At 63.6% G+C, this 22,693-nt stretch carries 23 protein-coding genes and 1 pseudogene; 14 read left to right on the forward strand and 10 right to left on the reverse strand.

The window, feature by feature from the left end:
- Window positions 1–35 precede the first annotated feature (35 nt).
- Window positions 36–692, forward strand: a complete 657-nt coding sequence (locus ACIBJI_RS13720) for a winged helix-turn-helix transcriptional regulator (RefSeq protein ID WP_396954883.1) — start codon at window positions 36–38, stop codon at window positions 690–692.
- 49 nt (window positions 693–741) lie between these two features.
- Here the strand turns inward: ACIBJI_RS13720 and ACIBJI_RS13725 are convergent, their stop codons facing one another.
- Window positions 742–1,449, reverse strand: coding sequence for an SDR family oxidoreductase (locus ACIBJI_RS13725; protein ID WP_364360235.1), 708 nt, complete (start codon window positions 1,447–1,449; stop codon window positions 742–744).
- 242 nt (window positions 1,450–1,691) lie between these two features.
- Here ACIBJI_RS13725 and ACIBJI_RS13730 point away from each other — a divergent pair, with 242 nt between their 5' ends.
- The 3 genes from ACIBJI_RS13730 to ACIBJI_RS13740 all read left to right on the forward strand — a co-directional run bounded on the left by ACIBJI_RS13730 (window position 1,692) and on the right by ACIBJI_RS13740 (window position 4,555).
- A complete protein-coding gene (locus tag ACIBJI_RS13730; RefSeq protein WP_364360238.1) occupies window positions 1,692–2,783 on the forward strand; it encodes an alkene reductase in 1,092 nt (363 codons plus the stop codon).
- 70 nt (window positions 2,784–2,853) lie between these two features.
- Complete coding sequence (locus ACIBJI_RS13735; protein WP_397084329.1) at window positions 2,854–3,705, forward strand: alpha/beta fold hydrolase; 852 nt, start codon at window positions 2,854–2,856, stop codon at window positions 3,703–3,705.
- 193 nt (window positions 3,706–3,898) lie between these two features.
- Complete coding sequence (locus ACIBJI_RS13740; protein ID WP_397084331.1) at window positions 3,899–4,555, forward strand: winged helix-turn-helix transcriptional regulator; 657 nt, start codon at window positions 3,899–3,901, stop codon at window positions 4,553–4,555.
- On the opposite strand, the gene ACIBJI_RS13745 is transcribed toward ACIBJI_RS13740, so the two are convergent.
- The gene (locus ACIBJI_RS13745) at window positions 4,552–5,430 is read right to left on the reverse strand and encodes an alpha/beta fold hydrolase (RefSeq protein ID WP_396954887.1); all 879 of its coding nucleotides are present in this window, start codon (window positions 5,428–5,430) and stop codon (window positions 4,552–4,554) included. The two genes, ACIBJI_RS13740 and ACIBJI_RS13745, sit on opposite strands and share 4 nt — an antisense overlap.
- A gap of 33 nt (window positions 5,431–5,463) precedes the next feature.
- Window positions 5,464–6,312 (reverse strand): alpha/beta fold hydrolase, encoded by an 849-nt coding sequence (locus ACIBJI_RS13750; RefSeq protein ID WP_397084333.1) that lies wholly within the window; start codon window positions 6,310–6,312, stop codon window positions 5,464–5,466.
- A 92-nt stretch (window positions 6,313–6,404) separates the two neighbouring features.
- Here ACIBJI_RS13750 and ACIBJI_RS13755 point away from each other — a divergent pair, with 92 nt between their 5' ends.
- The 3 genes from ACIBJI_RS13755 to ACIBJI_RS13765 all read left to right on the forward strand — a co-directional run bounded on the left by ACIBJI_RS13755 (window position 6,405) and on the right by ACIBJI_RS13765 (window position 8,759).
- Window positions 6,405–7,010: a TetR/AcrR family transcriptional regulator gene (locus ACIBJI_RS13755; protein ID WP_397084335.1), complete on the forward strand. Its 606-nt coding sequence runs from the start codon at window positions 6,405–6,407 to the stop codon at window positions 7,008–7,010.
- A 219-nt stretch (window positions 7,011–7,229) separates the two neighbouring features.
- Window positions 7,230–8,261 (forward strand): MauE/DoxX family redox-associated membrane protein, encoded by a 1,032-nt coding sequence (locus ACIBJI_RS13760; RefSeq protein ID WP_397084337.1) that lies wholly within the window; start codon window positions 7,230–7,232, stop codon window positions 8,259–8,261.
- A 162-nt stretch (window positions 8,262–8,423) separates the two neighbouring features.
- The gene (locus tag ACIBJI_RS13765; protein WP_364349606.1) at window positions 8,424–8,759 is read left to right on the forward strand and encodes a calmodulin; all 336 of its coding nucleotides are present in this window, start codon (window positions 8,424–8,426) and stop codon (window positions 8,757–8,759) included.
- Window positions 8,760–8,882: 123 nt separating this feature from the next.
- Here ACIBJI_RS13765 and ACIBJI_RS13770 read toward each other — a convergent pair whose 3' ends face one another.
- Window positions 8,883–10,163 (reverse strand): GNAT family N-acetyltransferase, encoded by a 1,281-nt coding sequence (locus ACIBJI_RS13770; RefSeq protein ID WP_364349609.1) that lies wholly within the window; start codon window positions 10,161–10,163, stop codon window positions 8,883–8,885.
- A gap of 693 nt (window positions 10,164–10,856) precedes the next feature.
- Here ACIBJI_RS13770 and ACIBJI_RS13775 point away from each other — a divergent pair.
- From ACIBJI_RS13775 to ACIBJI_RS13785, 3 genes and pseudogenes are all read left to right on the forward strand, one after another.
- Window positions 10,857–10,979 (forward strand): annotated as a pseudogene (locus ACIBJI_RS13775) (alpha/beta hydrolase); the annotation flags it as partial.
- A gap of 79 nt (window positions 10,980–11,058) precedes the next feature.
- Window positions 11,059–12,009: a DUF5996 family protein gene (locus ACIBJI_RS13780; RefSeq protein ID WP_397084339.1), complete on the forward strand. Its 951-nt coding sequence runs from the start codon at window positions 11,059–11,061 to the stop codon at window positions 12,007–12,009.
- A 25-nt stretch (window positions 12,010–12,034) separates the two neighbouring features.
- A complete protein-coding gene (locus ACIBJI_RS13785; protein WP_397084341.1) occupies window positions 12,035–12,505 on the forward strand; it encodes a VOC family protein in 471 nt (156 codons plus the stop codon).
- A 1,095-nt stretch (window positions 12,506–13,600) separates the two neighbouring features.
- On the opposite strand, the gene ACIBJI_RS13790 is transcribed toward ACIBJI_RS13785, so the two are convergent.
- Entirely contained in the window at window positions 13,601–14,107 is a 507-nt protein-coding gene (locus ACIBJI_RS13790; protein WP_364349621.1) for a flavin reductase family protein, read from the reverse strand.
- Window positions 14,108–14,258: 151 nt separating this feature from the next.
- On the opposite strand from ACIBJI_RS13790, the gene ACIBJI_RS13795 reads away from it, so the two are divergent.
- Complete coding sequence (locus ACIBJI_RS13795; protein ID WP_364349624.1) at window positions 14,259–14,681, forward strand: low affinity iron permease family protein; 423 nt, start codon at window positions 14,259–14,261, stop codon at window positions 14,679–14,681.
- 62 nt (window positions 14,682–14,743) lie between these two features.
- Here ACIBJI_RS13795 and ACIBJI_RS13800 read toward each other — a convergent pair whose 3' ends face one another.
- The 4 genes from ACIBJI_RS13800 to ACIBJI_RS13815 all read right to left on the reverse strand — a co-directional run bounded on the left by ACIBJI_RS13800 (window position 14,744) and on the right by ACIBJI_RS13815 (window position 17,791).
- Window positions 14,744–14,902: a hypothetical protein gene (locus tag ACIBJI_RS13800; RefSeq protein WP_364349627.1), complete on the reverse strand. Its 159-nt coding sequence runs from the start codon at window positions 14,900–14,902 to the stop codon at window positions 14,744–14,746.
- A gap of 18 nt (window positions 14,903–14,920) precedes the next feature.
- Entirely contained in the window at window positions 14,921–15,232 is a 312-nt protein-coding gene (locus ACIBJI_RS13805; RefSeq protein ID WP_364349630.1) for a DUF3467 domain-containing protein, read from the reverse strand.
- Window positions 15,233–15,326: 94 nt separating this feature from the next.
- A complete protein-coding gene (locus ACIBJI_RS13810; RefSeq protein ID WP_364349633.1) occupies window positions 15,327–15,839 on the reverse strand; it encodes a hypothetical protein in 513 nt (170 codons plus the stop codon).
- 518 nt (window positions 15,840–16,357) lie between these two features.
- Window positions 16,358–17,791 (reverse strand): aminobutyraldehyde dehydrogenase, encoded by a 1,434-nt coding sequence (locus tag ACIBJI_RS13815; protein WP_397084344.1) that lies wholly within the window; start codon window positions 17,789–17,791, stop codon window positions 16,358–16,360.
- Window positions 17,792–18,146: 355 nt separating this feature from the next.
- Here ACIBJI_RS13815 and ACIBJI_RS13820 point away from each other — a divergent pair, with 355 nt between their 5' ends.
- Window positions 18,147–19,202: a D-alanyl-D-alanine carboxypeptidase family protein gene (locus ACIBJI_RS13820; RefSeq protein ID WP_397084346.1), complete on the forward strand. Its 1,056-nt coding sequence runs from the start codon at window positions 18,147–18,149 to the stop codon at window positions 19,200–19,202.
- A 300-nt stretch (window positions 19,203–19,502) separates the two neighbouring features.
- On the opposite strand, the gene ACIBJI_RS13825 is transcribed toward ACIBJI_RS13820, so the two are convergent.
- Window positions 19,503–20,498, reverse strand: coding sequence for an alpha/beta hydrolase (locus ACIBJI_RS13825; protein WP_364349642.1), 996 nt, complete (start codon window positions 20,496–20,498; stop codon window positions 19,503–19,505).
- Between the two features lie 208 nt (window positions 20,499–20,706).
- On the opposite strand from ACIBJI_RS13825, the gene ACIBJI_RS13830 reads away from it, so the two are divergent.
- Both ACIBJI_RS13830 and ACIBJI_RS13835 read left to right on the forward strand, forming a co-directional pair.
- Window positions 20,707–22,320, forward strand: a complete 1,614-nt coding sequence (locus tag ACIBJI_RS13830) for a GMC family oxidoreductase (RefSeq protein WP_397084348.1) — start codon at window positions 20,707–20,709, stop codon at window positions 22,318–22,320.
- Window positions 22,320–22,514, forward strand: a complete 195-nt coding sequence (locus tag ACIBJI_RS13835) for a hypothetical protein (RefSeq protein WP_397084350.1) — start codon at window positions 22,320–22,322, stop codon at window positions 22,512–22,514. The genes ACIBJI_RS13830 and ACIBJI_RS13835 overlap by 1 nt, the downstream gene beginning before the upstream one ends.
- Window positions 22,515–22,693 lie beyond the last annotated feature (179 nt).

Consider the following 22,693-nt stretch of genomic DNA (forward strand, 5'->3'; position numbering starts at 1 on the left):
CTAGCCGACTCCTGGCCGTCCCTACACTCAGTCATGTGGAGACGGGTCGCCTGTACGGACAAGGGTGTCCGCTCGCGAGCGCTTTGGACGTGCTCGGCGAACGATGGACCTTGCTGATCATTCGGGAGTTGCTCCTCGGACCCAAGCGCTTCAACGAACTCGGTGCGAAGCTGCCGGCCGCCGGACCGAACCGCCTGACGAGCCGGCTTCGTCGGCTCCAAGGGGTCGGCGTCGTGGCGAAGGCATCCAGCGGTGCCTACGCGTTGACCGAGTTCGGTGAGGGACTGCGGACGCCCGTCATCGGCTTCGGGCTCTGGGGACTCGGTCTGATGTCAGAGGGAATCGAGCCGGAAACGGCCCGACCCGACATGGTCGCGCTCTGTATGACGGGAGCGGTCTCCCCGAATCTGCTGTCTGGTCTGAATCTCGTGTGCGTCGTACACACTCCCGAGGTCTTCACGATGAGCGTTCGCGAGTCTGCGCTGTCGGTGGCGTCCGGGGAATCAGAGTCGGAGTCGCCGGTCAGGCTCCACTGTTCGTCCGCAACCTTCATCGCGTTGACCATGGGCGCGGTCACCTTGGCGGAGGCCCGCCGCGTCGGTGCGGCCCGCGTGCTGGGCAAGGGGACAGGTCTTCCGAAGTTGTTCACGGCATTCGCGGCCACCACCCGGGAGTTCACAGCGGCTCTGTGAGTGGATGAGCTTCAATGCTCATCCGCGACACACGCCGCGTCGGCGTCCCTCAGCTGCTCATCAGCTGCGCGACCCGTTCCTGCACGGGGTCGCTCAACCAGGTGCGTGCCTGGCGGCTGAGCTCGTCGGCCAGTACCTCCGCATCGCCGGACTCGATGCCATCGAGTACCTGGCGAACGACATCTGCGGGATCGGACTTCGGCGAATCCGAGAACTTGCCCATGTCGGTGTCGACGAGTCCCATGTAGACGCCCACCACCTGGACCCCGCGTGGGGCGAGTTCGGTGCGCATCGAGTCCGTGGCGCTCCACATCGCCGCCTTCGATACGCCATAGCTCGCGCCGATGGGAAGCCATGCGAGAACCGACGAGACGTTGACGATGGCGCCGGAACGCTCGGCGATTCGATCGGCGAATGCGGAAGCCAGCGCAAGTGGACCGAACAGGTTCGTCTCGAGCTCCGCGCGAAGCATGGCCGTGGACCGGTCGAGCACCGAGGCCCCGCGGGCGATACCGGCGTTGTTGATCAGAACGCTGACATCGGTTGCGGTCGCGGCCGCTTCGGCGATCGACATCGCATTCGTGACATCGAGCTGCAGCGGAACGATGCGTGGGTCCGCCACGTGGATTGTCTGTGGGTCGCGGGCGGCGGCGTAGACCCTCGCCACACCACGGCCGAGTAGTTGCTCGACGTACTCGCGGCCCATGCCGCGGTTGGCTCCGGTGACGAGCACCGTTTGATCGGCGAGCGAAGTCATGCTGTCCTCCTGGATTAAGTAAACCGTTCGGTGTACTTTAGTGAAGCTACCCGGATGGCGCGCCTTTCGCAATGGGCGTCCATGTCGCCGCTCGACTTACGTAAACGTCGCTAGACATTGAAGTACCTGCCATCTGCGGCGTTGCTAAATCAGATACTAAAGACTATCGTTTTTTAAAGTGACAATCAGCTGCAGTGCTGTCGTCGTTCGTCATCCCAGCCCCTAATCAGGAGGATCACCGCATGTCTGTTGCTTTCAAACCGGTACGGATCGGACCTTGGGACCTGCCGCAGTCTTTCGTTATGGCGCCACTGACTCGTAGCCGCGCGGGGGAAGGCAACGTGCCCACGGCGATGAACGCCGAGTACTACACCCAACGAGCCGAAGCCGGGCTCATCGTCACGGAGGGCACTGCACCCAGTGCCGTCGGCCAGGGCTACCCCACTGTGCCCGGGCTCTACACCGACGAACAGGTCGCCGGATGGCGCCTCGTCGCCGATGGCGTTCACGGCGCCGGCGGCACGATCGTGGCTCAGTTGATGCACGTCGGGCGGGTCGCTCATGCCAGCAACAAGGGCGGTGTCGACACGATCTCGCCCAGCGCTGTCCAAGCTCCAGGCCAGATATTCACGCTGACCGGCATGGTCGATCACGATGTGCCCCGGGCCATCGAGACCGGTGAAATCGCCGGAATCATCGCCGAGTTCGTCGAGGCCGCCCGCAACGCGATCCGTGCCGGTCTCGACGGCGTCGAGATCCACGGTGCGAACGGCTATCTGCTGCACCAGTTCCTCGATCCGACGGTCAACCTCCGCGACGACGAATTCGGCGGCACGCCGGCGAATCGGGCTCGGTTCGTCATCGACGTGGTCAGGGCAGTCGCCGAGGCGATCGGCGCTGACCGTGTCGGCCTGCGGCTCTCGCCCGGCCATCAGTTGAACGGCATCGGCGAGGTGCCTGGTGCCGACCTCGACCAGACCTATCAGACGGTCGTAGATGGGATCGCGCCGTTAGGTCCGGCGTACCTGAGCATTTTGGCCAGTCCGTTCGAGTCTCTCGAACCGCTCGTCCGCGACCTCCGCACGCGATTCGGCGGCTCGGTGCTGCTGAACCTCGGTGCCACACCGGTGGCGACGTCGCTGGAGACGGTCGAGGAGCTGCTGGACAAGGGCGTGGCTGACGCCGTTGTCGTCGGGCGTGCCTTCCTCGCCAATCCCGATCTCGTAGAGCGTTGGCGCACTGGCGCGGAGCTGAACGCGGTGGACTTCACCACCCTGTACGGCGGCGACTCGCGCGGGTACACCGACTATCCGAGTCTCGCGGAGATCGCCTGAGCCGCAAGATTTTTCATCCCGCAGCTGGTAGTCGCGCAACCGATCCCGCACCACACCCGAGGAGAACGATATGAGTACCTACACACCTGTCAACACCGCCGAGAACCTGCATGTCGATGCCGCGTCGGGTCGTTTCACCTACCGCCGCATGGGCCCGCGCGGCGGAGTTCCGCTCGTGCTCGTGCACCGCTTCCGTGCCACCGTCGACTGGTGGGATCCGGAGTTCCTCGACATCCTCGCCGCCGAGCGCGACGTCATCCTGTTCGACAACATCGGTATCGGATACACCGGCGGTGAAGCTCTCACCACCGTCGAGGGATTCACCGCGGGCACGATCGAATTCATCGAAGCGCTGGGGCTGACCGAGGTCGACCTTCTCGGGTGGTCCTTCGGTGGTGTCGTCGCGCAGGCGGTCACGCTCACCCGACCCGATCTCGTCCGCAAGTTGATCGTTGCGGGCAGTGGATCGGGCCTCGCCCCCAACATGCCGACCATGAGCGAGCGGGTCCTCGGAATCATGGCCAAGCCGGATGCCGACCTCGATGACATGTTGTACCTGTTCTATCCCGAAACCGAAGGGGCTCGGAAGCTGGGGCTCGAACACTTCGACAAGGTTTCGGACATGATGCCGGCCGACGCCCCGGTAGTCAGCGAGGCGGCCGCGATGGGTCAGCTCCAAGCAATCGTCGCGGCGTTGGCGACTCCGTGGGAGCAGGTTGTCGCGGGGCTCGCGACCATCCGGCAACCTGTGCTCTACGCCAACGGTATGCACGACGTCATGATCCACGCCTTCGCGTCGTACTCCGCGGTTGAACACCTGCCGTCGGCCAAGTTGGTGCTGTACAGCGACGCCGGCCACGCATTCCTGTTCCAGCACCTCGAGGAGTTCACGGCAGAAGTCAAATCTTTCCTCGCGGACTGAGCTGCTATTCGGCGCTGTCTGTGAGTCGATCTGCGTGAACAACGTTTTCGTCAGCGTTCACGACATTCGACGAAACTCCCGATTCGTTTTCAGTCGGGAGCGGCGGCCAGGCTTCTTTGGGCATGGTGCGAACGTTCGATCGGCTGCCAGCAGCCATGACACATAAAAATGAAGTATTTACTATACTATGGTTATGCAACCTCGCACGTACGGCCAGAACTGCGGTCTTGCTCGTGCGCTCGACATCCTGGGTGATCGATGGACTCTTCTGATCCTGCGTGACCTGGGTATGGGGCCACGGAGATACAGGGACCTGGCCGAGGGACTGCCGGGCATCGGTACCAACCTGCTGGCCAGTCGTCTCAAAAGCCTCGAAGGGGCGGGCTTGATCGAGCGCACGGTGCTCGGGCCGCCGGCGCCGGTCGCGGCTTACGCCCTCACCAGCGTCGGCGAAGAGTTGCGGCCGGCGCTCGGTCAGCTCGCGGCATGGGGGTTCAGGCATGGTGCACCATTCGACGCCGCGGATATGACGCGCGCGGAATGGGTGGTCCAGGGGATATTGGCGCGTGCCGAGCCTGATGCCGTCGATCGGTTCGGCGGCGTCGTGCAGTTCAACGTCGGCGACGAGTCCGCGTGGATAGGGCCCTCGGCGGATGGAGTCATTTTGCGACCGGGAACGGCGCCGACGTTGCCCAAAGTCTGTCTGAATACCGATGTCTCGACACTTATCGCGCTGATGAACGATGAGATCAATGCAGCCGATGCCATAGAATCCGGCGCGATCACGGTCGAGGGCGACGACGAGCTGCAATCCTTTCTTCACGCCTACAGCCTGATGGGCTCCCGCTAGCTCGCCAGGAAATCGCGCAACGCGTCGATGGTCTGCTCGGGGGCTTCCTCCGGGAGGAAATGCCCGCAGTCCAAAGCGTGGCCGCGGAGGTCGTCGGCGTATCGACGCCATACCTCGAGCACGTCATAGTGAGTTCCGACAAAGCCGTGTGCGCCCCATAGGACCAGCAGTGCGCAGGTGATGCGACGGCTTGCCGCGGCGTCGACTTCGTCGTGTTCGAGATCGACGGAGGCCGCAGCGCGGTAGTCCTCGCAGCTCGCCCGGATCGCCTCGGGATCGCTGAAGCAGCGCACGTACTCCGATATCGCCTCTTCGTCGAATACCGCGCCCGGGCCGGACCATTGGTCGAGCTTTCGGCGCACGAAATACTCGGGCGCGCCGCCGATGAGAACTTCGGGCAGATCGGGTTCCTCGGCGAGGAAGAACCAGTGGTCGTAGACGGTTGCCAAGGCGCGGTCCACGTTCGCGAAAACATGTCGGGTGGGGGCGATGTCGAGAACCGCGGCTCTATCGACATGTTCGGGGTGGTCGAGGCAGAGTCGATGGGCGACTCGGGCGCCGCGGTCGTGACCGACGATCGCGAAACGGTTGTGCCCCAAAGCTGTCATCAATCCGACCTGGTCCGCGGCCATAGCGCGTTTGCCGTACGACGAATGATCGGTTTCCGAGGCAGGCTTGCCGGAGTCGCCGTACCCACGTAGGTCGGATACGACGACGGTGTGCGACTGCGCCAACGCTGCTGCCACCTCACGCCACATCACATGGGTCTGGGGGTAGCCGTGCAGCAGCAGTACAGGTGGCCCCTCACCGCCTACACGTGCGTGAATGCGGACACCCTCGACATCGATGTCGTGGGTGGTGAATTCGGTGAACATACGGGCGATCTCCTACTTCGGCGCGCGCCGGTCTCAGGAAGCCAGGAATTCGAGTGCCTCTGCGACGAACCTGTCGTGGTATTGGAAGATGCCGCCGTGTCCGGCGTCGAGGTAGATGCGGAGCGTCGCGTTCGGCAGGCGTCGTTGTAGGTCGAAGGAGTTGCTGGTCGGGACCATTCGATCGTCGTCGCCGTTGGCTACGAGGATGGGGTGCTGAATACCGCCGAGGTCGGTTGGCTCTTGTGCGCCCCATGCGTGGATGGCTTTGAGTTGAGTGCGGAAGGCGCGCAGTGTGATCGCCTTGTCGCGGTCGACGCTGCGTTCCTTCAACCGGTTCACGAACGCGCGAGCCTCCGATTTGCCGTGCGCGGTTTTGGTGAAGAACAGATTCTCTTTCGGGTCCTTGAGGGTGGCTACTGCCTTGAATGTGTCGCGGTAGGTCACCGAGGTGACGTTGAGGATGCCGTCACCTCCCGCTGGGCCAGTGCCTGCGAGGATCAGCTTTCGCACCAGTTCGGGCTCTTCGCGAGCGATCACCTGCGCGACGAAGCCGCCCAGGGAGAATCCCAGAATGTCGACCTGATCGAAACCGAGTGCGTGGATGAAGGCGACAGCATCGCCTGCCATCGCCTCGACCGAGTCCGGTGTCGCGCCCTCGGATGCGCCGACCCCACGGTTGTCGAAGGTGATCACGCGATGCCTGGATGCGATGCCATCGACCACCCTGGGGTCCCAGTTGTCCAGATTCGCACCCAGATGATTCAAGAAGATCACCGGTACGCCGGTATCGGGCCCCAACTCGCGGTACGCGAACCGCGTTGTACCGACCAGCACGGATTTCGACGGCGCATCTTTGTACAAGGTGCCGCTGGCACTAGTCATGACTTCCTCCTATTGTAAACCGATTAGTGTACTTTCAATGGTGACCCTACCCTCGAGCGTCCAACTTGTAAACAGATCGGTATACTTGCTTCATGACTTCGCTCACCGATACTCAGGAACCAACCCGTCGGGGAGGGCGTGGCGCGCGTCAGCGCATCCTGAAGGCAGCTGCCGAACTGTTCTACACCGAGGGCATCAACACCACTGGTGTCGAGCTGATCGCGACCAGAGCATCCGTGTCGAAAAGAACTCTCTACCAACACTTCCCGAGTAAGACCGCGTTGGTGGAAGAGTATCTGCGCATGCTCCGTCAAGCCGCGGGCAACCTAACCGATGAGCCGTCAGCGGACTCCGATTCGAACCCGCGTGCGCTGCTGCTCGCTTTATTCGACACCCCCGATGCCGCGGATACACCGATGCGTGGCTGCCCATTTCACAATGCGGCGGTTGAGGCAGCCGAGGCCATGCCCGGTGTTCAAGACATCATCCACGCGCACAAGCGGCACTACATCGACGGACTCACCGAACTCGCCCGACGAGTCGGCGCCGCAGACCCAGAGCTGCTGGGCAACCAGCTCGCCGTCCTATACGAGGGGGCGGCCGCGCTATCCACCTCCCTCAACGATCCGGCACCCTGGACGCACGCCCGAGCAACAGCCGAGGCACTCATAAACCAAGCAACGCACGAATTTGCCTGACCAGCAAGCCGCCGACACCGAGCCCGCCACTGCTCTAAAGACAGGTCATCAGCGGTTTTCAGTATGCCGCCAGTGTCGAGACGTGCGCGCTCAGGTGGGACACAGCGAAATCAGCCGGGCATGAAAATGCTTCTGACAAGAGTAGACCTTCGCAACACCTCGAATACTCTTCCGGCGATTCCGAATTCGAATAACCGCGGATGTGGGAGGGTGCGGCCCATGCTGATCGAATACGGGGTGTGGGTTACGCGGTTGGCGCTCGCCGTGGTGTTCGGGTTGTCGGCCTGGGGGAAGCTGGCCGATCGCGCCGGTACGCGGCAGGCGGTGGGGGAGTTCGAGGTGCCGATGCGGTGGGTGCCCGCCGTGGCGTGGGGGCTGCCGGTCGTCGAGGCGGTATTGGCGGTCGGCGTCGTCCTGTCGTGGACGGCCGTCGCGGCGGCGGTCGGCGCGCTGCTCCTGCTGATGGTCTTCACGGTGGTCATGGTCGGCTTGTTGCGGCGCGGCAAGCGTCCCGCATGCTCATGCTTCGGCGCGGCGAGTACGACGCCGATCGGCGCGCGCAGCATCGTGCGCAACGGTGTGCTGATGATGCTCGCGGCGTTGGTCCTGTGGGGCGCGTTGGCCCGTCCCTCGGTGCCCGCCGGACTGGCTGCCGATGCCGCGACGGGGCTCGCATTCGGTGCGCTGCTGTGCGGGGTCCTCGGGTGGCTGGTCGCCCAGGTCGGCGCGCTGCGGCGTCGGCTGGACGAGCAGGCGCTCTCGACGCTGGGGGCCGAGGGTTTGCCGGTCGGCTCGGTCGCGCCGGAGTTCGAGTTGCTCGATGTAGCGGGTGCCCGCACGAACCTCGCGGATCTGCTCTCGGGTGGCCGGGCAGTGCTGCTGGTGTTTGTGCACCCGGGCTGTGAGATGTGCGCCGCGCTGGCCCGCGAGCTGCCGCGGTGGCGGGCGCGCACGGCCATGACCATGGTCGTCGTCGGAAACGGTGATGCCGATGAGCAGGCAGTTTGGGGTGTCGAACAAGGTCTGGGCGAGATCCCGTCGCTGGTGCAGCAGGGCAACGAGGCGGCGCTGCGATATCGCGTCCGCGGCACACCGTCGGCTGTGCTGATCGACGCTGAGGGCCGGGTCGCCGCGCCTGTCGCGCGGGGCGCTATCGCGATCCGTGAGTTGATCCTCGCCGGGAAATCGATCCGAGCCCAGCTTTCCTCTCGAAGCAACGGCCACCACGCCGCTAACCAGGGTCGGAATTGACCCTCATCCAGGTTAGCTACGTCGAAAACCGGCTGCCAGTCGAAATTGTTTGTCGCACAGAGATTTTCGTATACAACAGTGCTCTCCCGTCGATACGATGCTGAGTGCATCGATGCAGAACCGCGCGCGACCCCCATCCACCACTTTTGGCAGGGAGATGTCATGGCGGACTTCGCATTCACCGATTATTCCGGCAAGGAATTCGTCATCCGGCTCAATAACGAACAGCGCATCGAGGAAGCGCGTCGGATCCTGTCTGGCGATGAGCAGATGTCGATCCATGTCATGGGACGCATCAGGAAGCAGGAGGTCGACTACAACCCGGGTTGGAGCTTCCACCTCGACCCGGACACGATCACCTTCTTCACCATGGCGATCGAGGTCTGTGACTCGTCAATCTCCTACCTCGAGGATCACCTGGACGAGGCTTGCGGTGCTTTCCTACCGGGTTGCTTCTGGTGTCCGTGGTCGTCCCGACTTACTCGAGAGATCCGCTGATCGCGACGCCGTAGCCGAGACCCCGGTCGAGTGCTTTCGGCCGGGGTCCGCGGGTGCCTCCACCACTGAAGCCCTACTCACGACCGCAATCTGCAAGGCGGAGCTGAACTGAGACGGCGGGCCTCAGAGTCTGGTGTAGTTCGCTTGGTCGTGTTCGAACGCGGTCAGGATGTCCGGTGTCAAAGTCAGGCGGGTGTTGGCAATGGCGGTGAGGTAGTCCTCGAGGTTGACGGGTTTGTTCGTTCCGTCGCGCATCGCGCGTTCGAACGCCGATTGTGCACCGGCACGGGCTGCGTACTCGATGTCGGCGGGAGTGAAGTGGGCTGTAACGCGCACCAGATGGCCGAGGTCGACGTTCTCGGCGGCGGGGCCGAGGTAGCGCCGCCAGATCGCTTCGCGGGCGGGTTCATCAGGTGGACCGACCGGTATCACGTAGTCGAAGCGGCCCGGCCGTAGGAAAGCCGAGTCCAACGAACGAACCGAGTTGGTGGCGCAGATCAGCAGGCGGCTGTAATCCTCTCGGAATGCCGGAATCAGCTTGAGAAGCTCGTTCGTTACTCCATGCGCCGCGCTGGTCGCCGTCCCCTCGCGTGCGCCCGCGATCTCCTCCACCTCGTCGATGAACAACAGAAGTTCGTCGAGTTCGGCCAAGTCCGCGAACACCTCACGCAAGGACGCCGCGAGCCCGCCGCTTGCCGTCGCGGCCAACCGAGACGGGAACAACTCGACGAACGGCCACTCCAGTCTCGAGGCGACCGCTTTCGCGAAACTGGTTTTTCCGGTGCCCGGCGGACCGAACAAAATCACGCTCTTGGGTGGCCGAACCCGATAACGCTCCGCGACATCCGGGTTCGCCAACGGCAACACGATCCGTCGTTCGATGATTTCTTTCTCGCGGTCCATCCCCGCCATCGACTGCCACAACCCGGGTGGCAGCAGCCGCCCACCCAGCTCGGTCAGCAAATAAGACTGCGCGGGTGCCAACGGTTCCAGCAGTTCGTAGTAGACCAGACCGGTCCTGTGCTGATATCCGGAATTCTCGAACGCGACCGACCCGGTCGCATCCTGTGGGAGGAGCGTGCAGATCCGCCGCACGCCGTTCGACCGCAGCCGCCGCTCCAGTTCGGTCAGCAGCGCACTACCGATACCGCGCTGCCGCCACTGCGCACCCAGGGCCACCAGCAGGACCCAGGCACGCTCGCTGTGGATCTGGGCGACGGCCATTCCGACAATTTCTTCCCCGACCTCCGCCACCACCGCCGGCTGCCCTGCTCGCGCGGACGCCAGCACCTCCGCCAACGCGAACACCGGCTCCTCCCCGGTCGCCCGTCGGCTCTGTTCCCAGATCTGGATTGCCTGATCCAGATCATCGTCACGAAATTCACGCAGTCGCCATACCGGCATACGCACCTCGAACTGCCATTGGAGTGGGCCAACTGAGACGCTCTTTCAGTAAACACCCATAGAGGGTGTGAGCAAGCCAGGGCGCGAACCTCCGGGAAATGCAAATCGGCGAGACGTCCATCGCAGGAATCGCGCCGTCCGTCGGGCTGGCCGGTCTCATCCAGACCGCGCTGCCGCTCGATCGAGGAATGCAGCGCAGCGGCCAGTAGCGCTCGGGTGTTTGTTCGCGGTTTGGTCAAGGCATGGCAGGGGGAAGCCGAGGGTGGCGACCTCCCGCTGGCCTGCCATGAGCGACCGACCATGTCGTCACTCCGGCGCTCCTGCGCGAATCCCCTCGGGGCCAGCGTTGAGGATGATGCCTTACTGACGAATCAGGCCATCGCTGGCGGGCGGGCATTTACACTGGTCGAGTGGGGCCTGGGTCATTAAAATCTGTTGGCCTCTACCCAGCCGTCGTCGTTCTGGCCATAGGTCCGCAGCCGCAACGGCGGAAACCTGTCTGTGCACCGGCTCGCGGGGTTCTGCCTGGCGGGGCGTCAGCTGGGGCGCGCTTCGCCGAGTTCAGCGGTCAATTCCGGCTGGACAGCTGCTGACATTTCGGGTCGTCATTTGCTGACACGGTTGTCGTGCGGCGGGCTCCACTGGATCGGACAGCTGACGTGGCAGTGGGGTGAGCCCGATACCGTACCGGCCTCCGGCCCGTTGTCCGGGCAGCTTCTCGAGAACGGTGCGCAGAAGACCTATAAGGACTTCCCGCGCGGCATGCCAACCACCCAGACCGTCAACGCGGACCTGCTCGCTTTCCCGAGTGCCTGATACCAGGCCGACGCCCGCAGCACCACGGCATCCGCACCGCGACCGGCACCGAAACCGACAGACGGACCAAGGAGGTCTGATGGTCGAGACCACTCGCACGGAGATCGCGTCGTCGCGACGCTGGCCGCAGTTGCGGGTCGAGGAGTGGACCGCTACCCGCGACACGGTGCATATGTGGACCCAGATCATCGGCAAGATTCGACTCGCTCATGCGCCGATGATCAACCACTGGTGGCAGGTCACCCTCTACGTCAGCCCACGGGGTTTGACCACCTCCGCGATGCCCTACGAGGCCGGTGTGTTCGACATCGAGTTCGACTTCAATGAGCACCGGTTGCACATACGAGCCAGTGATGGCGGCGCCCGTCAAGTCGCGCTCGAACCCAAGCCGGTTGCGCATTTCTATGCCGAAACGATGAGTGCGCTCGACGAACTCGGCATAGCGGTACAGATTCAGGCGAAGCCCAACGAGGTCGATCCTGCGATCCCGTTCGCCGACGACTATGCGCATGCTTCTTATGATCGCGACGCCGTGCATCTGTTCTGGCGCCAACTCGTCGCGGCCCATCGAGTAATGAGCGAGTTTCGTTCGCATTTCATCGGCAAAGTGAGCCCGGTGCACTTCTTCTGGGGCGCCATGGATCTGGCCTGTACCAGGTTCTCCGGCCGCACCGCGCCGAAGCATCCGGGCGGCGCACCCAACTGCGGTAATTGGGTGATGGTGGAGGGCTACTCCCACGAGTTGAGTAGCTGCGGTTTCTGGCCGGGTGGTGGCGACGAAGGCGCCTTCTACGCCTACGCCTATCCCGAACCCGACGGCTTCGCCGACTATCCGGTCGGTCCTCGGCACGCCTTTTACAGCGCCGATAACGGCCAGTTTCTGCTGCCCTACGAGGCGGTACGCACCGCCGCAGATCCGGAACGAACCCTTCTGGAATTCCTGCACACCACCTATCAAGCGGCCGCTGAACGCGGCAAGTGGGACCGAGCAGCACTCGAATGCGATCCGCACCGGTGGGCCCAGAAATAGCGAACACTGAACCCAGGAGGGAATCGTGACCAATCGGAACGACCTACCTGCTCCCGAACAGGGACTGCTCCTGACGCATTTCTTGACCGTGCGCGACGTCGCTCGCTCCCGAGATTTCTACACCGAAATTTTCGGCGGCCGGGTCGTGCTGGGGGAGAACCCGGCCATCGTGAAGGTCGCCAACAGTTGGATCATCCTGAACCCGGGCGGCGGCCCGACCCCGGACAAGCCCGACGTCACTCTGGCTTCCCCTGAACCAGGTGATCCGATCTCGTCATTCTTGAATGTGCGGGTCGCCGACATCGCCGCGTTCTACTCCGACGCCAAATCCAAAGGGGCACAATTCCTCACCGAACCACTCGACCGCAAAGCCGAGATCCGGTGCTATCTCCGCGACCCAGACGGCTACCTCATCGAGATCGGCCAGGCCACCGGCATGCTCCGCGGCATATACGCCGACCGACATGCGGGGGGCGCTGAAATCGGAGAAAGATAGAGGCTCCGGCAAATGCCGAGCGAATGCGCGGCCGAGTCGTTCACGCTGGCCCGATTTGGTCGTCACATCGTCATCACGATGGCTTGACTGAGGTTGGATCGGGCATCACGCTTGAAATGCAGAGTAGATAATCCAGCGCTCTATCAGAGGAGACGATGGAGGTATGTCTAGCAAACATCTATCTGAAGAGCCCCAATCGGAGCGAGGAGCCAAAGGCTCGCGAGACACCGGGTCGGATATTCAGGGCGGCGGATCGGCGGATCGCCCGGTCGGCACATTCGACCAAGAAGAAGTCACCTCAACACGCGACCACAACCCGACGGACGACACCATCGGCACGACCGGGACCGTCCCTCCGGGAGACGCGGAACCGGCCGTACCGCCCTACGAAGGCCGCCAAACGAGCGCCGAAAGAATTGCCAGTAGCAGTGCGGGCGAGGGGACCGGCGCCAACACCGCGGGCGCTGTACATCCGGTGAGCGACTCGAAGTTCAAAGCGCCTGACCCCGATGACACTCCCGGAGGGGCCACCGCGTCCCCGGCTGACGAGCAACCGGCATCGCAGGCCCCGGAAACCGAAGCCGCCGACGAGGGTGTAGAGGGCGGCCATCAGAGCGGCGTACGCAGAGCCGAGGACCAGCCCCGCGAATCCAGGCCGCAGTGACACAGTAGTTCAACGACGGCGAGCACCCGGTCGCTCAACTCATCATCGGTCCGGACGACCGGGGGTCGGGTAACCACGCCTCGATGGCGTGACGCCAGCCGTGTCAGCGCCGTCCTGGCGGAGGCAGGGCAAGGTCTTGCTCCGACGGCACCTACACACAGCCACCAGGAACCGATTCCGAATGCACCGCCGTGCCGTCCTCGCGCATCAGCTCGACCGGCCCCTGGACCAACGCGGGACCATCGGTGACGAAGGTGATTTATCGCCGATCAGGATCCGAGGCGGCCGTCACGCGCTGCGGCCCGACGCCGCGTTCCTTGGGGATGTCAACCTGCTGAGGCATTGGGTACGGCGTAACCAACACTGGCTGGCGCGTCTCCGCATTTCCGAATGCAACGAAACCCCTGGTAAGCCGACGCTTTACGTGGGTGTTAAGCCGGGTGACCGGGCTCGAGGTCGGCGACAGAGCTCCATCGCACCGCATCAACTGTTCGACCGGGCGCGTATCCAGCTTCGGGTGCCAAGACCAGGCCCACATGGTCACCGAAGTCGTTGCGAGCCTGGATCGTTCCGGAAAACCATGCGACCGCGTCCACCAACACAGGTACTCCGTTCGGGCCGACCCGCCATCGGCACCGGCTGAATTTATCGACCTCGTCGCCGGTCTCCGCACCGAACAGTTGCGCCAGCGCGAGGTTGTCTCGATCGACCAGGTGCACCGACATATATGCGGCTCCCGTGGCGGTCCGGTATGTGTGGTTGTTCTTCGACAAACAGACCAGAAACCGTGCCGGATCGATACTTACCTGCGACGCGAACCCCACCAGACAACCACTGCGCTCATCCCCGACCGCGACCGTCACGATGAACACCGGGGCATCGGCCATGGCCACCATTGACTCGAACGCGCTGGGACCGTCTACCGGAGCATCCGACATCGTGTGTGTATATCAGACCGCTGTTGACTTCGGCCGCGACTGTCTATGAGCACGTCTCCGCTGGCGCGAGGTTGTTTGCGCGCCGACGGCGCGGCTATGCGTGTCACAGGGCGGTGAGCTGCCCGGTACGTTGTCTGGAAGGGCGGGTTCGATGCAGGACAATCCACAGCAAGCCGACCAAGAGCCCGGCACGATGCCGTCGGATGTGCGGGGCCGGTTGACGATTTTCGACCGCTTCGCAACGGCAGCTGCCGCTTTTGCCTCCAAGGCCGGATTCTTCGTTTTCTGCGTGCTCCTGGTTTTGGTGTGGGCACCGACGTTCCTGGTAATGCCGAGTATCGACACATGGCAACTGGTGATCAACACAGCCACCACTATCGTCACTTTTCTCTTGGTAGCGCTGCTGCAGAACACGCAATCTCGTGCCGACGAAGCCGTTCAGCAGAAACTCAACGCCATCGCGGACGCCCTCGCCGACTTCATGGGCGAACTCCGCACCGAGCATCCAGAACTCGACCGCCACCGCAAAGAACTCGCCGACGCAGTAGGTCTGGAAAAACGAGAATCGACCTGATCGGCGGCGCTAAACAGAGCGCTCGAGACCCAGCGCCGCGAGGTCGATGAGACCGGCAGCGCTCATTCGAAGGCGGGTTGGTCTGCGCGTTCTGGCGTGGTGGTGGTGACGTGGTAGCGGCGGCCCGCGATCTTGGCGGGCCGGTAGCAGATGGCGGAGTCGATCACGACTGCCCGGTCGCGTGGGCTCGCGAGGATAATGATGGGACTGGATAGGAGCATCGTTTTTCTCCTGTCCGGTTATTCTCCGAGGTGGGTAATCGGGCCGAACTGGTGTTCATAGTTGCTCATGCTGTCGTTCAAGATCTGCATCAGCCGGAAGATCATCGCCGGCGGGAACTTCACCCTCGACACCACTTGAGCCGGTTGCCGCATCACCGGCTGACCGGCGTCGTCGACACCCTGATCGGTCGGCAGATATACGAGGAAGTCGAGGGTGAAGTCGGTCCGGTTGTACCAGCAGGTGAACCCGTTGGAGTAGGCACCGGCGCTCATCACCTCCGGCACGATCACCTCGACGTCGTTCGGGGGCGGCAGAGTCGGTTCGTTCATCCGCGGTCACCTTTCACCGGTCGACGAAAAGAGCACATCGCTGGGCGGTGGCCCCTTTCGTCGACACGTCGTTCATCGACAGCAGATTCGGTGACTAGCGGAACTGTGCCTGGCGTGCCTGCTCGCGAAGGTGATGCAGCTGCATTTCCCACTGCCCGGACCGGTCCTGGGTACGGCTGGCCTGATCCTCGGCCTGCTGGGCCAACTGGCTGGCCTGCTCGGCCTGATCCTGTGCCGACTGAGCCCGCTGGTTGGACTGGTTGGCCTCGCCCTGTGCCTGCTGGGCCTGGCTCTGCGCCCGATCGGCCTCGCCTTGGGCCTGCTGAGCCTGGTTTTGCGCCTGCTGGGCTTGTTGGCGGGCCTGCTGGGCCTGCTGGTTGGCTTGGTTGGCCTCGTGCTGGGCGATTTGCGCCTGGTGCTGGACTTGACGAGTCTGGTGTTGCGCCTGCCGGGCAAGGTTCTGTGCCTGCTGGGCGTACTGACGAGCGCTTTGAGCTTCCTGCCGCGCCTCATCGATCTGAAGCCGCAGCACCATCTCGATGTCCCGAAGGTTCTGCATGTCGAGGACGTCGCCACGCTTGCTGTCAGTGCTTGTTTCCTGAGCCATATGAGCTTCCCTCCAAGGGTTGGTTGAGTGGACAGACTCGATTGACCGAACTCATTCTGACCGAAGATCAACACCCTGTCAGCAACTTCACTGCAACCGTTTGGTAATGGACGTGAACGCGTCGGGTCGATCCAGTCCCGGTTGCGTTCATTGGTCCGCGACCGGGCTAAGGTCGCCGATGCGGGCATGACTTCTCTGCTGATCGGCGCGACCAGCCAGCATGATTAGTGTCATGCCGATCTACCTTCGCTCCCGCTCAGCTATGACGTGGTTATCTAGTCGGTGTGTCGATGTGTCGCATCGCCGAACCGTATTCGGGACACTCGGTCACTGGCACTCGGCGGTAGCAAAAACAGGATTTGTTGATGCGGGCACGGATCTCATCGGTCGAACCCTGGAACGTGACATGACGCCCCCACGTCGCCGCGGCCGCAGTGTTCGGGGTGCCTGACGAGAAGATCGTGGTCTCGGATTCCGGCCCACGCAAACGAGTTCGGAAGTGCGGCGCGGTAGCTGACCTAGTCGATCTTGGCCATCACATGCTTGACGCGGGTGTAGTCCTCCAGCCCGTACATCGACAGGTCCTTGCCGTGCCCGGACGACTTGAACCCGCCGTGCGGCATCTCGGCGATCAGCGCGGTGTGGGTGTTGATCCACACGCAGCCGAAGTCGAGCGCGGCCGACACGCGGAGCGCCCTCGACACATCCTTGGTCCACACCGAGGATGCCAGCCCGTATTCGACGCCGTTGGCCCATCGGATCGCCTCGTCTTCGTCGGTGAACGACTGCACGGTGATCACCGGGCCGAATATCTCGTTCTGGCTCAGTCGGTCGGCCTGCCGCAGCCCACCGATGACCGTCGGCTCGACGTAATACCCGTGGTCGCCCTGCCGGTGCCCACCGGCCACGACCGAAGCGTGATCGGGCACCTCATCGAGGAAACCGAGCACCCGCTGTAGTTGGTTGGCGTTATTGACAGGTGGCACCCAGGCGTTCTCGTCCTCGGTGGCTTTGCCGAACGTCGTTGTGGCATTGCCGGCCTGCTCGGCCAGCGCCGCGGTCAGATCTTCGGCCACCGATGCGTGGCCGAGCACCCGGGTGGCCGCCGTGCAATCCTGCCCGGCGTTGAAATAGCCGGAGGCCGTGATGCCCGCGGCGGCAGCAGCGATATCGGCGTCGGGGAACACGATTACCGGTGCTTTGCCACCCAACTCCAAATGCGTGCGCTTGAGGTGGGTTCCGGCCGACTCCGCGACCGCACGGCCTGCGGCCAACGAACCGGTGATCGATACCATCTGCGGGGTCGGATGCGCGACCACCGCCGCACCGGTCACCCTGTCACCGGTTACCACGTTGAGCACGCCTGGCGGCAGGTGCTCGGCGGCCAGTTCGGCCAGCATCACCGTCGTCACCGGGGTGGTGTCGCTCGGCTTGATCACCACGGTGTTTCCCGCCGCGATCGCGGGAACAAACTTCCAGATTGCCATCATCATCGGGTAATTCCACGGCGTCACCTGTCCGATGACGCCGATCGGCTCCCGGCGGATCCACGATGTATGGCCCGCCAGGTACTCGCAGGCCGACTTGCCCTCAAGTACCCGTGCCGCCCCCGCGAAGAATCGGATCTGGTCCAGCATCTGCGGGATCTCTGCGGCCAAGGTGAGGTGCTTCGGCTTGCCGGTGTTGCGGCCCTCGGCCGCAACGAGCGCGTCGGCGGCGTTCTCCACCTCGTCGGCGAAATCCAACAGCGCCTTCTGGCGGCCGGACGGCGTTGTGCGCTTCCAGTCGCAGAATGCCTTGGCCGCCGCTGCGTACGCGTTGTCGATGTCCTGTTCGGTGGACACCGGGGCGGTGCCGTACTGATCGCCGGTGGCAGGGTCGACGAGGGCCATCGTCGCACCGCCGACCGAGTCGACGAGCTTACCGTCGATGAAGTTCTGGACCATTACCATGAAGCCTCCTCGATAGCTCTGTTCAGTCGCCAACTCTCTGACGTGGAACGTTTCACCCGCCCTTGTCTATGCTGACGTAGCGTCCCGACAAGATCCGCTCGTTCGATCACGATGCGGCTGCTATTCAGCTCGAGCTCTTCAAGCGTTCTCGGCTGATCGCGAACCGTGGTCGAGTTTGTCGAGCGGTAGTCCGCACGCAAGGTTGCTGTGCCACGCCGGGGCGTCGCGTGCGGGAAAGCGATCCTCGACGCCGCCGAGGCGCTGCGGGGTACGAGTCTGCGACGCTCGAGGCGGTCGGTGAGCGGGCATCAGCACACGAAGGTGCCGCCGTTGGGGCGCTGATCCGGCCAGGCGGGTGGGGCGCTTCTCCAGGAAGGCCGTTATTCCTTCCCGAGCGCATCCTGAATTAGCCGATTGCATGCTGACGCCAGCGCGGCGCGGTTGTTCGGTCGGTGAAATCCCACTGGTTGACGGTGTCGCACGGCAGAATGCGGCCATGCGGACATTTGCTCAATTGTTGCAGGCGGCGGTCGCCGGGGCGCTGGTCGTGGTCGCCGGTCATGGCGTCACGGCCGCCCCCGCCGCGAGCGAGGCCCATATTCAGTTGCCCTGGCTGACTTCTGAGCCGGACGCAGTGCAGGCGCCGGGAGCAGCGCTGGCAGACGGAATCACCGGCACGGTGCTCTGGTCGCGGCAGCCGAATACCCCGGTCCCGATAGCCAGCATCGCTAAGGTGATGACGGCATTGGTTGTGATCAACGCCGGCGACCTCGACCGGACCATCGCCGTGCCGCAAGAAATCATCGCCTACGGCACCAAGTACGACGGAAGCAACGCGGGCCTGGTCCCCGGCGAGGTGCTCACCGCCCGACAGCTCCTGTACGCGATGATGCTGCCGTCCGGCTGCGACGCCGCCTATACCCTTGCCGAGGCATACGGACCCGGCCAAGACGGCTTCATCGCCAAAATGAACGACACCGCGCATCAAATGGGCCTTGTGGGAACACATTTCACCGATCCCAGCGGGCTGCCCGCCCCCACCGACTACTCCACCTACTCCACACCGACGGACCTGGTGGCCCTCGGCCTGCGCGCCATGAGCCTGCCAGTGTTCCGCGACATCGCCAGGTCGCAGAGCTATCACCTGCCCGCCGGCCCGGACAACCGCGCGCACCTCTGGCAGAGCACGAACAGGCTGCTGCACGAATATCCCGGCACTATCGGCATCAAAACCGGATCCACCGACGCCGCCGGAACCTGCCTGCTGTTCGAGACGGTCAGGGCAGGAATACCGCTCATAGGTGTGGTCCTGCACAGCTCACCCGACAGTGCCGTCGCCGCAAAGGACGACGCCGAGCGCATGTTGAACTGGGCCTACGGCCCGATCCTGAGCGCGCTGCCGATCAGTTAGCGTCGAATGCGGCAGGCCGCCTGCGGATCCCGGTGCGCACCAGGACGATCCGCGGCCACACCACGACCGTGTCCGCCGCCCGCCGCTCCTGCGTTATCGCCGGCGTGCTGGAGCTTTCGCCGGCGGAGTACTTGCGCTGGTCCACGAGTAGTGAACGAGTCTCCGACGCTGGGGCTTTCGCACCCGCAGGTCGAAGCGCTCCTTGCGGCGGCGCGAGATTCGGCCCAGCGATTTCGCATTGGTGACGATGCTGTCGCCGGGTAATCGGCCGCTGCGCTGTCGAAGGCAGTACGCCACAGCTCAGATCCGGTCTCGGTCCAGTGCAGGCTGCGGAGCGACGTAGGTGGCGGCCGCGTGGCGGAACCAGCGTTCCCGTGACCGCAAGGCCCGCCGGCTCACCTCGGCGCGGGGTACCAGACGGTCGAAGCCGTGCCAGCAACCCGGGTAAACCTCGAAGTCCACCGGCACCCCGCAAGTACGCAAACCATCCACATAAGCGACTGTCTCGTCCAGGAACGGCTCGAGTTCGCCGACGTAGGTGAAAGTGGGTGGCAGGCCCCGCAGATCGATTGCGCGGGCGGGCGCGGCATATATCGGAACACGTTGTGTCCCATAAAGATCGCGTAGATACAGCTTCCATGCGGTCACCAAGGTGACGGTGTCGAGCATTGGGGCGTCATTGTCACACGAGGAGGCAGTGCAAACCCGGTCGTCGATCATCGGGTAGATCGGCATCTGGAAGGCGATATTCACCTCACCGCGGTCGCGGGCGAGCAGTGTCAGCGCGGCCGTCAGTCCGCCACCCGCACTCTCGCCTGCCACGACCAGCTGATCGGGACGAATACCGAGCCGAAACGCGTTGTCGCGCATCCAGATCAGCGCGGTGTAGCAATCGTCCAGAGCCGCGGGATACGGCTGTTCGACGCTGCGTCGATAGTCCGGGGCGAGGATGACACATCCGGTCTTGACGACCATCCGGCGATAGACCGCGACATCCTGTTCGGGCCGTCCGAGGAAGTAGCCGCCGCCATGCAGCCAGAGCACGCCGGTGGCGGCGGGGGTCGGTTCGAGCGGCGAGTAGATCAGCATCCGCAGCCGGGTGCCATCGCCTCGCTCGATGCCGACCTGTCGCACCCGCATCGTTCTCGACACACCGATGCGTGCCAGCGGCGCCACCGCGTCGACGAGCTCGGCCGTCCGCCGCAATCGCCGTTCATCGTGCGAGGACATCAACCGGCGAATCCACACGCCGGTGCGCCGCAACTGCTTGTCGATCATCGCGTCGCTGATTTTCATGCCGAACCTCCCGAAGGTGCGGTGACGCTATCACAAAAGCGGAACCATCTACGAACAACTGTCCAGACAGATGATCGGTCAATGTGGGCGTCAATCCGTCCTGCTCACAAGGCGCAGTGTTGATTTGGAGGTCTGTCCGGAATAGCATCCAGACGCATGTCCTGAAGCGCATTACCCTCGATCAGGACGTGAGCAGACAGGCGAAATCATGAGCGAAGCCGACTACATCGTCGTAGGCGCGGGCAGCGCCGGCGCCGTCATCGCGGGCCGACTGGCCGAGCACGGTGCCAACGTGCTCCTGCTGGAGGCGGGACGTGCGGACAACACCCGACTGGTCACCAGCCCCGGGCTGATCACGATGGTCCACACCATTCCGGCGCTCAAAAAACAAGTGTGCTGGAAGCAGTACTCGATACCGCAGAAGCACGCCAACAACCGCACAATCCCCATGACCCGCGGAAAGGTGCTCGGCGGCTCTAGCTCGGTCAACGGCATGCTTTACGTACGCGGAAATCGAGCAAACTTCGATTCTTGGGCAGCGCAAGGCAATACCGGCTGGACCTACGAGCAGATCCTGCCCGCCTACAAGCGCCTCGAGAACTGGGAGGGCGGCCCCGACGCCTATCGCGGCGCCGGAGGGCCCATCCAGGTCACCCGCCAGAAGGACCTCACCCCGATCGGTGAAGAGTTCATGACCGCATCGTCCGAAACGCTCGGGACACCGATTATCGAGGACTACAACGGCGAATCACAGGAAGGCATCTCGATCTTCCAGCAGAGTGTCTGCAATGGCTTGCGCTACAGCTCTTCTCGCGCATTCATCACCGAATGGCCGAGTGCGGGCCTGCAGGTCATCACGCGGGTCCACGTGACCCGCATCGTTATCGACAACGGCCGCGCCACCGGCGTCGAAATCCAGGAGAACAACGGCGCGCGCCGAATCGTCCACGCCGGCAAGGAGATCATCGTTTCCGGCGGCGTGATCGGCTCCCCGCAACTGCTCATGCTCTCTGGCATCGGCCCGGCAGCACACCTTCGTGAACTCGGAATCACCGTGCACGCGGATCTACCGGTAGGCCAGAACCTGCACGATCACATGTTCGTGCCCATGACCTACATCTCCAAGAAAGCCATCCACCGCGGCATACCCACGTATTTCGCCCGCGCGCTGCTGCGCGAACTGCGCCGTCCGGGCAGTTCCTGGATGGGGCGCACCGTGTTCGAGGCCGTCGGCTTCGTCAAGACCAGATTCGCCGAGGCCGGGTACCCGGATATGCAGCTGCACAGTCTGCCGTGGAACTATCCGGTGCCCAATCAGGACGAGGACAAGATGTACCTGGTGGAGCGCCGCCCCGCACTGACGGTGCTGCCCAGCCTGATCTATCCGAAGAGCCGTGGTGAGCTGAAATTGGCCTCGACGGACCCTTTCGCCGCGCCACTCATCGACCCCGGCTATCTGAGCGATCCCCGCGATACCGAATTCCTGATCGAAGGCATCAAAATCGTCCGGGAAATCATGGCGCACAAGAGTATTGCCGGTGACATCGTCGAGGAGCACACGCCCGGCAGGGAACTGATGGACGAATCCGCGCTGCGCCGGGAACTGCCCAACCGGGTGCATTCGATCTATCATCCGGTCGGCACATGCCGCATGGGCGTCGATGAGGCGGCCGTGGTCGACCCCGCGCTGAAGGTGCGCGGCATCGAAGGTCTACGGGTCGCTGACGCTTCGATCATGCCGAGCATCACGGGCGGCAATACCAACGCGCCGTCGCTCATGATCGGTGAGAAGTGCGCGGAGCTACTCGGTGCCGTCGGCTGATGCCCGTGGCCATGGTGGCCGCCGCGATCTTGGTCGCGCTGATTCCGATAGCCACCAATCTGCCTGCCTTGGCGGTGCTCGGGCTGCGGTGCGCGGTGCTCGTGGTGCTCATCGCGACTGGAGCGCTCGAGTACCTGCTGACATCAATCGATGTCAGCCCGGCAGCGGGTGCGCCTGGAAGAAATCCCAGATGATCTGATCGGTGTTGATCGATGGCCGCAGTGTGCTCGGTTTGTCGACTTGGGCACCGCCGCGGACGGTATGTAGCGGAAGTGTGCGACTTTCGGATCAGTTATGGCGCTTTGCTGGACACGGCCGCTCGGCAAAGCTGGAAACGCACCCGGCGTGGCAGCCGCTGAGGTCGGTACCCGTC

The sequence above is a fragment of the Nocardia sp. NPDC050408 genome (assembly GCF_044458905.1).
Lineage (GTDB): Bacteria > Actinomycetota > Actinomycetes > Mycobacteriales > Mycobacteriaceae > Nocardia.

What these genes read in the sequence shown, in the direction of transcription:
- ACIBJI_RS13765 (WP_364349606.1), top strand. Translation starts at nt 8,424, where the DNA reads ATGGCGGACTTCGCATTCACCGATTATTCCGGCAAGGAATTCGTCATC.
- ACIBJI_RS13825 (WP_364349642.1), bottom strand. Translation starts at nt 20,498, where the DNA reads ATGAAAATCAGCGACGCGATGATCGACAAGCAGTTGCGGCGCACCGGC.
- ACIBJI_RS13735 (WP_397084329.1), top strand. Translation starts at nt 2,854, where the DNA reads ATGAGTACCTACACACCTGTCAACACCGCCGAGAACCTGCATGTCGAT.
- ACIBJI_RS13750 (WP_397084333.1), bottom strand. Translation starts at nt 6,312, where the DNA reads ATGACTAGTGCCAGCGGCACCTTGTACAAAGATGCGCCGTCGAAATCC.
- ACIBJI_RS13830 (WP_397084348.1), top strand. Translation starts at nt 20,707, where the DNA reads ATGAGCGAAGCCGACTACATCGTCGTAGGCGCGGGCAGCGCCGGCGCC.
- ACIBJI_RS13760 (WP_397084337.1), top strand. Translation starts at nt 7,230, where the DNA reads ATGCTGATCGAATACGGGGTGTGGGTTACGCGGTTGGCGCTCGCCGTG.
- ACIBJI_RS13810 (WP_364349633.1), bottom strand. Translation starts at nt 15,839, where the DNA reads ATGGCTCAGGAAACAAGCACTGACAGCAAGCGTGGCGACGTCCTCGAC.
- ACIBJI_RS13725 (WP_364360235.1), bottom strand. Translation starts at nt 1,449, where the DNA reads ATGACTTCGCTCGCCGATCAAACGGTGCTCGTCACCGGAGCCAACCGC.
- ACIBJI_RS13835 (WP_397084350.1), top strand. Translation starts at nt 22,320, where the DNA reads ATGCCCGTGGCCATGGTGGCCGCCGCGATCTTGGTCGCGCTGATTCCG.
- ACIBJI_RS13805 (WP_364349630.1), bottom strand. Translation starts at nt 15,232, where the DNA reads ATGAACGAACCGACTCTGCCGCCCCCGAACGACGTCGAGGTGATCGTG.
- ACIBJI_RS13780 (WP_397084339.1), top strand. Translation starts at nt 11,059, where the DNA reads ATGGTCGAGACCACTCGCACGGAGATCGCGTCGTCGCGACGCTGGCCG.
- ACIBJI_RS13770 (WP_364349609.1), bottom strand. Translation starts at nt 10,163, where the DNA reads ATGCCGGTATGGCGACTGCGTGAATTTCGTGACGATGATCTGGATCAG.
- ACIBJI_RS13740 (WP_397084331.1), top strand. Translation starts at nt 3,899, where the DNA reads ATGCAACCTCGCACGTACGGCCAGAACTGCGGTCTTGCTCGTGCGCTC.
- ACIBJI_RS13795 (WP_364349624.1), top strand. Translation starts at nt 14,259, where the DNA reads ATGCAGGACAATCCACAGCAAGCCGACCAAGAGCCCGGCACGATGCCG.
- ACIBJI_RS13730 (WP_364360238.1), top strand. Translation starts at nt 1,692, where the DNA reads ATGTCTGTTGCTTTCAAACCGGTACGGATCGGACCTTGGGACCTGCCG.
- ACIBJI_RS13790 (WP_364349621.1), bottom strand. Translation starts at nt 14,107, where the DNA reads ATGTCGGATGCTCCGGTAGACGGTCCCAGCGCGTTCGAGTCAATGGTG.
- ACIBJI_RS13815 (WP_397084344.1), bottom strand. Translation starts at nt 17,791, where the DNA reads ATGGTAATGGTCCAGAACTTCATCGACGGTAAGCTCGTCGACTCGGTC.
- ACIBJI_RS13755 (WP_397084335.1), top strand. Translation starts at nt 6,405, where the DNA reads ATGACTTCGCTCACCGATACTCAGGAACCAACCCGTCGGGGAGGGCGT.
- ACIBJI_RS13800 (WP_364349627.1), bottom strand. Translation starts at nt 14,902, where the DNA reads ATGCTCCTATCCAGTCCCATCATTATCCTCGCGAGCCCACGCGACCGG.
- ACIBJI_RS13745 (WP_396954887.1), bottom strand. Translation starts at nt 5,430, where the DNA reads ATGTTCACCGAATTCACCACCCACGACATCGATGTCGAGGGTGTCCGC.